General features: G+C 59.1%; 12 protein-coding genes and 1 pseudogene. 3 read left to right on the top strand and 10 right to left on the bottom strand.

What is annotated here, in order from left to right; all coding sequences use genetic code 11:
• The 5 genes and pseudogenes from ltrA to PSH66_RS05705 all read right to left on the bottom strand — a co-directional run bounded on the left by ltrA (position 1) and on the right by PSH66_RS05705 (position 6,066).
• Positions 1–1,415: pseudogene (gene ltrA / locus PSH66_RS05725) on the bottom strand (group II intron reverse transcriptase/maturase).
• Positions 1,416–1,896: 481 nt separating this feature from the next.
• Positions 1,897–2,661, bottom strand: a complete 765-nt coding sequence (locus PSH66_RS05720) for an amino acid ABC transporter ATP-binding protein (RefSeq protein WP_003171943.1) — start codon at positions 2,659–2,661, stop codon at positions 1,897–1,899.
• Between the two features lie 11 nt (positions 2,662–2,672).
• Positions 2,673–3,770 carry an amino acid ABC transporter permease gene (locus PSH66_RS05715; protein ID WP_003171941.1) on the bottom strand — a complete coding sequence of 366 codons (1,098 nt, stop codon included), beginning with the start codon at positions 3,768–3,770 and terminating at the stop codon, positions 2,673–2,675.
• A 10-nt stretch (positions 3,771–3,780) separates the two neighbouring features.
• Positions 3,781–4,962 (bottom strand): amino acid ABC transporter permease, encoded by a 1,182-nt coding sequence (locus PSH66_RS05710; protein ID WP_003171940.1) that lies wholly within the window; start codon positions 4,960–4,962, stop codon positions 3,781–3,783.
• A 72-nt stretch (positions 4,963–5,034) separates the two neighbouring features.
• Positions 5,035–6,066: an amino acid ABC transporter substrate-binding protein gene (locus PSH66_RS05705; protein WP_034096005.1), complete on the bottom strand. Its 1,032-nt coding sequence runs from the start codon at positions 6,064–6,066 to the stop codon at positions 5,035–5,037.
• A 347-nt stretch (positions 6,067–6,413) separates the two neighbouring features.
• On the opposite strand from PSH66_RS05705, the gene PSH66_RS05700 reads away from it, so the two are divergent.
• On the top strand, positions 6,414–7,070 hold the full coding sequence (locus PSH66_RS05700) for an alpha/beta hydrolase (RefSeq protein ID WP_003171938.1): 657 nt from the start codon (positions 6,414–6,416) through the stop codon (positions 7,068–7,070).
• Between the two features lie 95 nt (positions 7,071–7,165).
• Positions 7,166–8,632: an ATP-dependent RNA helicase RhlB gene (rhlB, locus tag PSH66_RS05695; RefSeq protein WP_176156604.1), complete on the top strand. Its 1,467-nt coding sequence runs from the start codon at positions 7,166–7,168 to the stop codon at positions 8,630–8,632.
• Positions 8,633–8,667: 35 nt separating this feature from the next.
• On the opposite strand, the gene moaE is transcribed toward rhlB, so the two are convergent.
• Genes moaE through moaC form a run of 3 tightly spaced genes read right to left on the bottom strand, consistent with a single transcriptional unit; the run spans position 8,668 to position 9,832 of the window.
• Positions 8,668–9,117, bottom strand: a complete 450-nt coding sequence (gene moaE / locus PSH66_RS05690; protein WP_305428539.1) for a molybdopterin synthase catalytic subunit MoaE — start codon at positions 9,115–9,117, stop codon at positions 8,668–8,670.
• A 2-nt stretch (positions 9,118–9,119) separates the two neighbouring features.
• The gene (gene moaD / locus PSH66_RS05685) at positions 9,120–9,362 is read right to left on the bottom strand and encodes a molybdopterin converting factor subunit 1 (RefSeq protein ID WP_305428538.1); all 243 of its coding nucleotides are present in this window, start codon (positions 9,360–9,362) and stop codon (positions 9,120–9,122) included.
• Positions 9,359–9,832, bottom strand: a complete 474-nt coding sequence (moaC, locus tag PSH66_RS05680) for a cyclic pyranopterin monophosphate synthase MoaC (RefSeq protein ID WP_305428537.1) — start codon at positions 9,830–9,832, stop codon at positions 9,359–9,361. Before moaC ends, moaD begins: the two co-directional genes overlap by 4 nt.
• Before the next feature lie 183 nt (positions 9,833–10,015).
• Here moaC and PSH66_RS05675 point away from each other — a divergent pair, with 183 nt between their 5' ends.
• Positions 10,016–10,462, top strand: coding sequence for a DMT family transporter (locus PSH66_RS05675; RefSeq protein WP_003171932.1), 447 nt, complete (start codon positions 10,016–10,018; stop codon positions 10,460–10,462).
• Positions 10,463–10,542: 80 nt separating this feature from the next.
• Here the strand turns inward: PSH66_RS05675 and PSH66_RS05670 are convergent, their stop codons facing one another.
• Together PSH66_RS05670 and PSH66_RS05665 are read right to left on the bottom strand one after the other, a co-directional pair.
• On the bottom strand, positions 10,543–11,469 hold the full coding sequence (locus PSH66_RS05670) for a LysR family transcriptional regulator (protein WP_003171931.1): 927 nt from the start codon (positions 11,467–11,469) through the stop codon (positions 10,543–10,545).
• A 189-nt stretch (positions 11,470–11,658) separates the two neighbouring features.
• Positions 11,659–13,053: a PhoH family protein gene (locus tag PSH66_RS05665; protein ID WP_003171930.1), complete on the bottom strand. Its 1,395-nt coding sequence runs from the start codon at positions 13,051–13,053 to the stop codon at positions 11,659–11,661.
• Between the last annotated feature and the right edge of the window lie 194 nt (positions 13,054–13,247).

The following is a 13,247-nucleotide window of genomic DNA, read 5'->3' as shown; positions in this document are numbered from 1 at the left end:
TCATGCGGATAAGCCGTTGATCGTATCGAGTATCGAGACCAGTCCGAGCTGGTTCCACAGTTTCTTCGGCAGCGCCTGATTCATATGTGACGCTCCCGAGTTCCACCAAGGACCTCTGCCATTGAACGCTGATGTGCAAGCACGTCCTTCATGGATCCCCAGGCGCATCAGGTTGCGCGCCCTCGTAGAGGGCCGCTTCCATTGACGCCAGACGACACATCGAAGCTTACGTCTTACCCAACCGTCCAATTCTTCGAGTGGTTTCCTGCTCTGGCTGAGCTTGAAGTAACCCGCCCAACCACGCAGCACCGGGTTGATCCGCTCAATGACGTTAGCCATCTTGTGGCCCCGGGCTTTACGCAGCAGTGCTCTGAGCCGATCGCGTAGGCGATCCAGGCTCATCGTCGCCACTCTTAGTCTCGGCTGTTGGTGCCAGCTCATCCCATAACCCAAGTAGTCACAGCCCAGGGCCGTGCCACACGGCTCTTTTCCTGATTCAACGTCAATTTCAGGTGTTGATTCAGGAAGCGTTCAACCCCGGCCAGCACACGCTCGCCTGCGCGACGACTACGCACATAAATGTTCGCGTCGTCGGCATAGCGTACAAAGCGGTGGCCCCGTCGTTCCAGTTCACGGTCGAGTTCGTTGAGCAGGATATTCGACAACAACGGCGAGAGCGGACCGCCTTGCGGCGTCCCCTCCTGCCGTCGGCTGGCGATCCCACCCGACATGACTCCAGCCTCGAGGTAGCGACGGATCAGCCTGAGCACTCGCTTGTCTTCGACTTGACGTTCGATGCAGGCCATCAATACATCGTGGTTGACTCGATCAAAGAACTTCTCAAGATCAAGCTCCACGCACCAGCGGTTCCCCGCCGCCACATGGGCGCGAGCTGTTTCGATAGCTTGGTGAGCGCTTCTGCCCGGACGAAAGCCGTAGCTGTAATCCGAGAACAGAGGGTCGAAGATCGGTGTGAGCTGTTGCAGCAAAGCCTGCTGGATCAGGCGGTCCACTACACTGGGAATGCCCAGCTGTCGCGTTCCTCCCTTGGGCTTGGGGATTTCAACGGCGCGTACACCTTGCGGGTGATACTCACCGGCCAGCAACCGAGCCTTGAGGATCGGCCAATACTGATTCGTGTAGTCCGCCAATTGCTCGACCGTCATGCCATCGGCACCCGGCGCGCCCTTGTTGCTGACCACACGGTGATACGCACGCTTGAGGTTGACGGGTGCGAGCACCCGCGCCATCAGCGTGTCCGGCTCCGCTTTCGTCCGCGCCACAGACGCCGCCGATACCTCTGCGCTGTCAGCCGTCATCCTCGGATACTGTCCGGAACTCGGAGTAACAGTTTTCTCTGGGAGAAATTTCTGCATTTCGGTATTCAACGAGACTCTGACGCCTACCGGCGGCATAACCTGTTCAGCCCTTGATGACGTGGTTATTCGTCACTTACTACGGCCTCGGCTGACTTCTGCAGGTTCATCCCGTCGCCTCTCGACGCCCGGTAGCACAGTGGCAAACCTACAGATCTCCCAGGGTAATTCGCGCGACCTTCCTGCTTATGCCTGTCGGATCTACGTCGTAGCGTTCCGTGCAAGTATTGGGCTTTAACGATTTGCGCCGTCTTACCCCGCTACGCCGCCTCTATCCGCTTCCTGTTCGTCAGGCCAGCATTTTGCCTCGGGCTTCCTTCAGATTCGCAGTCACCCGCGACACCCTTGCCTCTGGCTAACACTTCCCCTTGCCGGGTGTGTAGAGGACTTTCACCTCCAAGTCACCAGCGTGGCCACCACAGCCAAGCTGGTTGCGCTTACGCGCAACGCGCCATGCCTGGCGCACGCAAAAATAAACCCGGCGCCAAGGCCGGGTTTATTTTCAAACATCATCCATCGATCAATGCAAAATCTGGCTCAAGAACAACTTGGTCCGATCATTCTGCGGATTGTCGAAGAAGTCATTCGGCGCCGCCTGCTCGACGATTTCGCCCTTGTCCATGAAGATCACGCGGTTGGCCACGGTGCGCGCGAAGCCCATTTCGTGGGTCACGCACAACATGGTCATGCCGTCTTCGGCCAGGCCGATCATGGTGTCGAGTACTTCCTTGACCATTTCCGGGTCCAGCGCCGAAGTCGGTTCGTCAAACAGCATGATTTTCGGCTTCATGCACAAGGCACGGGCAATCGCCACGCGCTGTTGCTGGCCGCCGGACAGTTGCCCCGGAAACTTGTGGGCCTGCTCCGGAATGCGCACGCGCTCAAGATAATGCATGGCGATTTCCTCGGCCTTGCGCTTGGGCATCTTGCGCACCCACATCGGCGCCAGCGTGCAGTTCTGCAGGATGGTCAGGTGCGGGAACAGGTTGAAGTGCTGGAACACCATGCCGACTTCACGGCGGATCGCTTCGATCTGCTTGAGGTCGTTGGTCAGCTCCACGCCATCGACCACGATGCGGCCCTGCTGGTGCTCTTCCAGGCGGTTGAGGCAGCGGATGGTGGTGGACTTGCCCGAACCCGACGGGCCGCACAGCACGATACGCTCGCCCTGCTTGACGTTGAGGTTGATGTCTTTCAACACGTGGAACTGGCCGTACCACTTGTTGACGCCCTGCATCTGGATAATGCCTTCAGGGCTCACAGGCTGTTTGATTGCTTCGCTCATAAAAAGAACTCCTAACGCTTGTGGCCTGTGTCGAGCTTGCGTTCCAGATGCATGGAATAGCGCGACATACCAAAACAGAAAATCCAGAACACCAGGGCGGCGAACACGTAGCCTTCGGTGGCCATGCCCAGCCATTTAGGATCGGCGGCGGCTTGCTTGACGCTGTTGAGCAGGTCGAACAGGCCGATGATGATCACAAGGCTGGTGTCCTTGAACAGCGCAATGAAGGTGTTGACGATGCCCGGGATTACCAGCTTCAGGGCTTGCGGCAGAATCACCAGGCCCATGCTGCGCCAGTAGCCCAGGCCCATTGCCGCAGCCGCTTCGTACTGACCTTTGGGAATCGCCTGCAACCCGCCGCGCACCACTTCGGCCACGTAGGCCGACTGGAACAGGATCACGCCGATCAGCGCCCGCAGCAGCTTGTCGAAGTTCATGCCTTCAGGCAGGAACAGCGGCAGCATCACCGAGGACATGAACAGCACCGTGATCAACGGCACGCCGCGCCAGAATTCGATGAAGGTCACACAGACCACACGAATCGCCGGCATGTTCGAACGCCGTCCCAATGCCAGCACGATGCCCAACGGCAAGGCGCCGGCGATGCCGACGGTGGCGATCACCAGGGTCAGCATCAGGCCGCCCCATTGGCTGGTCGCCACGTTGGCCAGGCCGAACACGCCACCGTGCAGCAGGAAGTAGGCAACGATCGGGTACAGCACCAGGAAGCTCAGGCCGTAGATCGCTTTGTGCGCAAAGCGCGAGATGAACAACGGCGCCACGCCGACAATCGCCAGCCACACGGTGAGGTCCACGCGCCAGCGCAGGTCACCGGGGTAGTAGCCGTACATGAACTGCCCGAAGCGCTGTTGGATAAACACCCAGCAAGCGCCCTCTTTAGTGCAATCGGCGCGCGTCGTGCCCACCCAGTTGGCATCCAGGATGGCCCAATGCAGGATCGGCGGCACCACCAGGTACACCAGGTAGATCGACAGCAAGGTCAGCAGGGTATTGAGCCAACTGGAAAACAGGTTGGCGCGCATCCATGCCACCGGGCCGAAGACTTTGCTCGGCGGCGGCATATCCGGTTTGAAAGTATGAGAACTCATGTGCGTTTCCTCACCGCTCGATCAGCGCAATGCGCTTGTTGTACCAGTTCATCAGCAGGGAAATGCTGATGCTGATCGCCAGGTACACGCTCATGGTGATGGCAATGACTTCGATGGCCTGGCCGGTCTGGTTGAGCACCGTGCCGGCAAACAGCGAAACCATTTCCGGGTAACCGATACCGGCGGCCAACGACGAGTTTTTCGCCAGGTTCAGGTATTGGCTGGTCAGCGGCGGAATGATCACCCGCAGGGCTTGCGGAATGATGACCTTGCGCAGCGTCGGACCGTTGCGCAGGCCCAGGGAACGGGCCGCTTCGGTCTGGCCGTGGCTGACGGACTTGATGCCCGAACGCACGATTTCAGCGATGAACGCAGCGGTGTATACCGTCAGGGCCAGGGTCAGTGCCAGCAGTTCAGGGATAAGCACCCAGCCGCCGACAAAGTTGAAGCCTTGCAGTTTGGGCATTTCCCAGTGCAGCGGCACGCCGAAGATCAACGCGCACAGTGCCGGGATCACGATGAACAGCGCCAGGCCCGCCCAGAATTTATGGAACGGAACGCCGGTGGCTTCAAAGCGTTTGTTGGCCCAACGTGTCATCAGCACGATCGCCACAATGGCAACCACGATGCTTGCCACGAACGGCCAGAACCCATCAGCGGCCATCGCCGCCGGCATGTTCAGGCCACGGCTGCTGACAAAGAAGGTATCGCCGAAGTTATGGCTGTTGCGCGGCCCCGGCATGGTCAGGAACACCGCGAAATACCAGAACAGGATCTGCAGCAGCGGCGGAATGTTGCGGAACACTTCCACATACACCGTCGCCAGCTTGTTGATCATCCAGTTCGGCGACAGCCGCGCCACGCCGACGATAAAGCCGAGCAGCGTTGCCAGGATCACGCCGATAAAGGTCACCAGCAAGGTATTGAGCAGGCCGATCACGAAGACGCGGGCGTAGCTGTCCGATTCGGTGTAGTCGATCAAGTGCTGCGCGATGCCGAAGCCGGCACTGCGCTCGAGAAAGTCGAAACCCGAGGTGATGCCCCGGTGTTGAAGGTTGGTCTGGGTATTGTTGAAGAGGTACCAGCCCAGCGAGACCACCGCCACAATCGTGATGATCTGGAAGAGCCACGCACGCACTTTGGGATCGCTGAAGCTGAGCTTCTGCTTTGGTGCGCCGATTTGATTTTGCATGAAGTGCCCCGGAAAGAATGGAACAGAACATCACCCGGCGGTTGGCCCACCGGGTGACAGAACCATCAGCGATCAGCGCACAGGCGGTGCGTATTGAATGCCGCCGTTGTTCCACAGCGCGTTCAGGCCACGGTCGATTTCCAGCGGAGTGCTCTTGCCGAGGTTGCGCTCGAACACTTCGCCGTAGTTACCCACTTGCTTGACGATCTGTACGACCCAGTCTTTCTTCACTTTCAGGTCTTTGCCGTATTCGCCGTCGGCACCGAGCAGACGTGCAACGTCCGGGTTCTTGGTGGACTTGGCTTCAGCTTCAACGTTTTTCGAGGTGATACCCGCTTCTTCAGCGTTGAGCATGGCGTAGCCTACCCAGCGCACGATAGCCAGCCACTCGTCGTCGCCATTACGCACGACCGGGCCCAGGGGCTCCTTGGAAATGGTTTCCGGCAGTACCACGTAGTCCTTCGGCGAAGCCAGCTTGCTGCGCTGGGCGAACAGCTGGGACTTGTCGGAGGTCAGCACGTCGCAACGACCGGATTCCAGCGACTTGGCGCTTTCGTCGGAGGTGTCGAAGGTGATCGGGGTGTATTTCAGACCGTTGCCACGGAAGTAGTCGGAAACGTTCAGCTCGGTGGTGGTGCCGGCCTGGATGCAGATAGTAGCGCCGTCCAGTTCCTTGGCACTTTTCACGCCCAGCTTGTTGTTAACCAGGAAACCGATGCCGTCGTAGTAGGTAATGAAGCCCGGGAATTTCAAGCCCATGCCGGCGTCGCGGGAGCTGGTCATGGTGGTGTTACGGGACAGGATGTCGACTTCGCCCGACTGAAGCGCGGTGAAACGCTCCTTGGCGTTCAACTGGCTGAACTTGACCTTGGTCGCGTCGCCGAACACGGCAGCGGCGACAGCGCGGCATACGTCAGCGTCGATCCCCAGGATCTTGCCGCTGGCATCCGGTACCGAGAAACCCGGCAGGCCGTCACTCACGCCACATTGCACAAAGCCTTTCTTCTGCACGGCGTCCAGGGTGGCGCCGGCTTGGGCGAAACCACTGACACCCAGTACAGCAGCCGCGCAAACGATGGCCAGGGTGGATTTCAATACCTTCATTCAAACCTCCAGTTTTGCTCTTGTTGTGTCGGAGCTCGAACCTCAGCGCACCCTTATGAGGCGATATTGACCCGTGTTGGCTTTTTTTAGGGTCAAGCGGCATGAGGCTGTCGCAATAATTCCAGCGGCTATCCCACAAACGACAGTCACTGATAGTGTTACCGTCTGTGGATAGTTCTGACATCGACCAACACATAGCAAGGCCCGTACCAGAGTGGCGGCCGAGTCGATTCAGCCTAAGGTCAAGAGGAAAAGATTCAACCTTGCGACATTCTCGTAACAGATCAACACCGCACGCACCGTTCCGTCGCACTTAATCGGAGCGCACGCACATTTATGGAGCAGACATGACCGAACCCTTGATTCTTCAGCCCGCCAAGCCCGCAGACGCCTGCGTCATCTGGCTGCATGGCCTGGGTGCCGATCGCTACGATTTCCTGCCGGTGGCCGAGGCCCTGCAGGAAACCCTGCTGAGCACCCGCTTCGTTTTGCCCCAGGCACCGACCCGTCCGGTAACCATCAATGGCGGTTACGAGATGCCGAGTTGGTACGACATCAAGGCCATGAGCCCGGCACGTTCGATCAGCCTGGAAGAGCTGGAAGTGTCGGCCAAGACCCTTACGGATTTGATCGAGACCCAGAAGAGAACCGGAATAGACGCTTCGCGAATTTTTCTCGCGGGGTTTTCCCAGGGCGGCGCCGTGGTCTTCCACACTGCGTTTATGAATTGGGAAGGTCCATTGGGTGGCGTCATTGCCCTCTCCACCTACGCGCCCACCTTCGATAATGAGCTGGACTTATCGGCCAGCCAGCAGCGCATTCCAACGCTGTGCCTGCACGGCCAGTACGACGATGTGGTGCAGAACGCCATGGGCCGCACGGCCTACGAGCATTTGAAGAGCCGTGGTGTCACCGTGACATGGCAGGAATACCCAATGGGCCACGAAGTGTTACCCGAGGAGATACGCGATATCGGCACCTGGTTGGCCGAGCGCCTGCGCTGAAACCCGCGTTTATGTAGCTGTATGACAGACGCACTACGCCGCGCCCGATTCTTGCATTACACTGGCCGGCGTACATTCCTTAACCAATTAATGAGATCACCGTGCTCAAAGCACTCAAGAAGATGTTCGGCAAACACGAAGCTGAGCCGCTCGCGCCTGATTCCAGTGCTCCCACTCCCGCGTCCGGCAACCGCACTGACGGTCAACAGCCAGGCCGGACCGCAGCTGTCGCCCAGCCGACGACACTGCCAGTGACGTCACCCGAGCCGGCGACACCTGCCGAGGTTCAAGCCGCACCCGCGCCCAAGCCGCGCCGCGAACGAGCACCGAAACCCGTCGTTATCCCGTGGAAACTCGAAGACTTCGTCGTCGAGCCCCAGGAAGGCAAGACCCGCTTCCATGATTTCAAGCTGGCCCCGGAACTGATGCACGCCATTCAGGACCTGGGGTTCCCTTACTGCACGCCGATCCAGGCGCAGGTGCTGGGTTTCACCCTGGCCGGCAAAGACGCCATCGGCCGCGCCCAGACCGGCACGGGCAAGACCGCCGCGTTCCTGATCTCGATCATCACCCAGCTGTTGCAGACGCCGCCACCCAAAGAACGCTACATGGGTGAACCGCGCGCGCTGATTATCGCCCCGACCCGGGAGCTGGTGGTGCAGATCGCCAAGGACGCCGCCGACCTGACCAAGTACACCGGCCTCAACGTGATGACGTTCGTCGGTGGCATGGATTTCGACAAGCAGCTCAAGCACCTCGAAGCCCGTCACTGCGACATCCTGGTGGCGACCCCGGGCCGCCTGCTGGACTTCAACCAACGCGGCGACGTGCATCTGGACATGGTCGAAGTGATGGTACTGGACGAAGCCGACCGCATGCTCGACATGGGCTTTATCCCACAGGTACGCCAGATCATTCGCCAGACTCCGCCGAAGGCCGAGCGCCAGACCCTGCTGTTCTCCGCAACCTTCACCGAAGACGTGATGAACCTCGCCAAGCAGTGGACCACCGACCCGTCCATCGTCGAGATCGAAGCGCTGAACGTCGCCAGTGAAAACGTCGAACAGCACATCTATGCGGTGGCCGGCGCGGACAAGTACAAGCTGCTTTACAACCTGATCAACGACAACGGCTGGGAACGCGTGATGGTGTTCGCCAACCGCAAGGACGAAGTGCGCCGCATCGAAGAGCGCCTGGTGCGCGATGGCGTCAATGCCGCGCAATTGTCGGGCGATGTGCCGCAGCACAAGCGCATCAAGACCCTGGAAGGCTTTCGCGAAGGCAAGATTCGCGTGCTGGTGGCCACCGACGTGGCCGGGCGCGGGATTCACATCGACGGCATCAGCCACGTGATCAACTTCACCCTGCCGGAAGTACCGGACGACTACGTGCACCGCATTGGCCGTACCGGTCGTGCGGGCGCCGCGGGTGTATCGATCAGCTTTGCCGGGGAAGATGACTCGTACCAGTTGCCCTCGATCGAGACGCTGCTGGGGCGCAAGATCAGCTGCGAAACGCCGCCGACGCATCTGTTGCGGGCCGTAGAACGCAAACGCCCTTAAGGCCTGAATGCGGTAAAAATGTGGGAGGGGCGGTGCTATTTCCAGCGATCAGCAGCAGCGTGGTCGCTGTCGCGCCCCTCAACCCAACGCGGCCCCTCGCTGGTATTTTCCTTCTTCCAGAACGGCGCCCGCGTCTTCAAATAGTCCATCACAAACGCACAGGCATCGAACGCCGCCTGACGATGGGCGCTGGCAGCCGCGACAAACACGATCGGTTCGCCCGGCTCCAGCGCGCCGACGCGGTGCAGCACCTCCAGCTTGAGCAACGGCCAGCGCTGCTCGGCTTCCACGGCGATCTTGGCCAGGGCCTTTTCGGTCATGCCGGGGTAGTGTTCAAGGAACATCCCTGACACATCGCGACCGTCATTGAAGTCGCGCACATAGCCGACAAAACTCACCACCGCGCCCACGCCCACATTGGCCGCGTGCATCGCGTTGACTTCGGCGCCGGGGTCAAACGCCTCGACCTGCACACGGATGGCCATGTTCAGCCTCCGGTCACGGGCGGGAAAAACGCCACTTCATCGCCGGCCTGCACCGGTTCATCGAGGCTGCACAGCTCCTCGTTGCGCGCGCACATCAGGCTCGCTTCGTTGAGCACTGCGAACTCCGGATCAGTGGCCAATGCCAGGCGCACCGCGTCGACAGTTGCGAAGTCGCCTTCCATTTCCAGCGAATCAAAGCCCACCGCTTCGGCGTAGCGCGCAAAAAACAGTACGTTGATACTCATTGCTCCTGCACCTTGAAATGCCCACTTTTACCGCCGAGTTTCTCCAGCAGGCGGATGGTTTCGATGGTCATGCCGCGATCCACCGCCTTGCACATGTCGTAGATGGTCAGCGCCGCGACACTGGCAGCGGTCAATGCTTCCATCTCCACACCGGTCTGCCCGGAGAGCTTGCAGCGCGCGACGATATGCACAGAGTCTGCGCCCTCGGCACTGAGTTCGACCTTGACGCCCGTCAACATCAGCGGATGACACAAGGGGATCAGGTCACTGGTTTTTTTCGCGGCCTGGATCCCGGCAATGCGAGCCACGGCAAACACGTCACCCTTGGGGTGGGCGCCGTCGACAATCATTTGCAGGGTTTCGGGCAACATGCGCACCCGCGCTTCGGCCACCGCCTCACGGAACGTCACGGACTTGTCGGTGACGTCGACCATATGGGCGCGGCCTTGGGAATCGAGATGAGTCAGCACAGCGATACTCCTGATCTTGAGCCGCGATTGTAAACCCGCCACTCAAGATCGCGCACGCTTGATTGCTTGCTCACTAATAGCTAATTGCCCGATCAGTGTGGCGAATACGCGCCATCAGAACAAAGAATTGGCGCCGTCAAACCAACCACCGTAAAACTTTAAAAAAATCGGAACGTAGACGTCATGACCTTACTGCCTTTCATCCTGCTCAGTTTATTCGCCGGCTTCGCCGTTCCCCTGCAAGCCGGGACTAACGCCAAACTGGGTAATCTGCTGGGCCACCCTTTGTGGGCGACCGCAGTTTCATTATTGGTCAGCCTGGCGGTTCTTATTCTCATCATTATTGTGACGAAAGCCCCGCGTCCCAATCTTGCAGCCATCCAAGAGGGCCCCTGGTGGATCTGGATGGGCGGAGTCGCCGGCGTATTTTATATTACCGTCGCCTTGTTAATGGCGCCCCGACTGGGTGCGCTCAACTTCATCATGGCGGTACTGGTAGGACAATTGGTTGTATCAATAGCCATTGACTATTTCGGCCTGATGGGCTTCCCAAAACAATCTCTGAATATAAACAAAGTGGTCGGCGCTGTCGTCGTTATAGGCGGTTTTCTAATTACCACGCGCACGTGAACGTCAACTAGTCAGTCATTAACTTAGAGGTGAGCTCATGACGAGCCAATGGGCGGTCAGAACTTGCACCTGCGACCGGATCAGTCGACCTGCACGGTATGAGCCACCACTTGCTTGACCTGTTCGCGCAACCAGGCATGTGCCGGATCGTCACGGAAACGCTGGTGCCAGATCTGCACAAACGGAAAGCGCGGAATGTTGAACGGTGGCGACAGTTGCACCAGGTCCGGGTTAAGCAAGGTGTCTTCCAGGGTACGTGTCGCCACGGTGAGAATCAGATCGGTGTGGTGCAGCAGGCTCGGCGCCGTGCGCCAGTGCGGCACACTGACGGCGATCCGTCGGCGCATGCCTTCGGCACGCAGCAGGCTGTCGACCTCGCCATTGGCGCCACCGTCCATGGACACCTGGATATGGGGGCGCTCCAGGTAGCTCTCCAAGTCCAGCACACCGTCCTTGGGCAGCGTGCGCCGGTCCAGCAGACAGGAAAAACTCTCCTCGAACAACACCTCCATCGACACGTCGGTCGTCAGGCTGGGAAACACTCCCAGGGCCAGGTCGATCTTGCCCTGTGCCACTTGTTCGAACATCGCATGCCGACTGCCCTGGGTGACCACCAGGGTCGTGTTCGGCGCCTCGCTGCGCAGTCGCACCAGCAACTTGGGCAAGATAATCGCCGCGCCATAATCCGACATCGCCAGCTGGAACGTACGCTGGGAGCTGGCGGCGTCAAATTCTATGGACTTGCCAAACAGCGTCTCGATCCCGCTGAGAATCTCCCGCAGCGGCGTCTGAATATTCTGGGCCAGAGCACTGAGCACAACCTCGTTGCCCTCGCGAATCAGGATCGGATCATCGAGCAGCACCCGCAACTTGCTCAGGGAGTGGCTGATAGCCGGCTGGCTCAAATGCAGGCGCGCGCCGGTACGGGTAACGTGCTTTTCGGTGAGCAGCGCATCAAGCACCACCAACAGATTCAAATCGATATTGCGTAGTAGAACCGTGACCATGCTGTGAATTCCATCTCAGGGAGCAACTCTTCAACAAGGAGCAAGCCATGCCTCAACTCAAACGAATCATTGAGACCGCACTGTACGTGGACGCTCCCGATCGCGCCAAAGCGTTTTACGCCCAGCACCTAAATGGCCTGATAACACAACGGGCGACCCAGGGTCGCCCGTTTCAGTCTGTATTTAAGGTCAGAGATGGGATTCGGCGTATTCAGCCAGAATCGAGCGAGGCACCCCTTGCAGCGCAATATGCACGCCGTTCGGGAAATCCTTGAAGCGTTCCGTCAGGTAGGTCAGCCCGGAGCTGGTCGCGGACAGGTAAGGCGTGTCGATCTGCGCCAGGTTGCCCAGGCACACCACTTTGGAACCGGCGCCGGCACGGGTGATGATGGTTTTCATCTGGTGCGGCGTGAGGTTCTGGCATTCATCGATCAGTATCAGGCTCTGCTGGAAGCTGCGACCTCGAATGTAGTTGAGGGATTTGAACTGCAACGGTACTTTGCTGAGGATGTAGTCGACGCTGCCATGGGTGTTTTCGTCATCCATGTGCAAGGCTTCGAGGTTGTCGGTGATCGCCCCCAGCCACGGCTCCATTTTTTCCGCTTCGGTGCCGGGCAGGAAACCGATTTCCTGGTCCAGGCCCTGCACGCTGCGGGTGGCGATGATGCGGCGATAGCGCTTGGTCACCATGGTCTGTTCGATGGCGGCCGCCAGGGCGAGGATGGTTTTACCCGAGCCTGCGGCGCCGGTCAGGTTGACCAGGTGAATGTCCGGATCGAGCAGCGCATACAGCGCCAGGCTCTGGTAGACATCACGCGGTTTCAGGCCCCAGGCTTCCTGGTGCAACAGGGGTTCCTGATGCAGGTCGAGGATCAGCAGCTTGTCGACCTGGATTTCTTTGATCCAGCCCACGAAGCCCTGTTCGTCGATGATGAACTCATTGATATGCACGGCCGGCAGGTTGTCGATCAACTGTACCTGGTGCCAGGTGCGGCCATGGTCCTGACGGGTTTCGACCTTGCTGACGAGGTCCCAGAACGAGCCTGTCACCGTGTGATACCCACGCGACAGCATCGACACGTCGTCGACCAGTTGGTCGGTACTGTAGTCCTCGGCAGCGATCCCACACGCTCGTGCCTTGAGGCGCATATTGATGTCTTTGGTCACCAGCACCAGGCGCAGGTCCTTGTCGCGTGCGTGCAGGTCGATCAATTGGTTGATGATTTTGTTGTCGTTGAGGTTTTCCGGGAGCAGGCTGTTGGGCTCGCCGCGCTTGCTCATCAGAATCGACAGCAAGCCTTTGGGTCCGCTTTTACCGCGCTGGATCGGCACGCCGACCTCAACATCTTCAGGCGACGCTTCACCCAGGGTCTTGTCGATCAGGCGAATGGCCTGGCGGCATTCGGCGGCGACGCTGTGGTGCCCGCTTTTGAGTTTGTCGAGCTCCTCAAGCACGATCATCGGGATGGCGACGTGGTGTTCTTCAAAGTTCAGCAGTGCGTTTGGATCGTGGATCAGTACATTGGTATCAAGCACATAAAGGATTGGCTGGTCGGAAGAAGGGTTACGTCCATGATCATCCATACTCGGTCACCTTTGTGGGAGCCATTCGACGCAATACCTGGGCGGTGCTGCGCCTCGATTCGACCACCGACTGCACCTTGAGTGACGTCAAGCGCAGTGCCCACATGAGGAGTCTTGTAAGACGCCACCTGTGTTGCAGGTTTCGGCGGTCTGACTTCGTAATACCGCAAAACCCATGACAGGAAAAAGCACTT

The sequence above is a fragment of the Pseudomonas sp. FP597 genome (assembly GCF_030687435.1).
In the GTDB taxonomy this organism is placed as follows: domain Bacteria; phylum Pseudomonadota; class Gammaproteobacteria; order Pseudomonadales; family Pseudomonadaceae; genus Aquipseudomonas; species Aquipseudomonas lactucae.
Note: the sequence above shows the minus strand (reverse complement) of the source record. Positions and strands in the feature narration are given on the sequence as shown.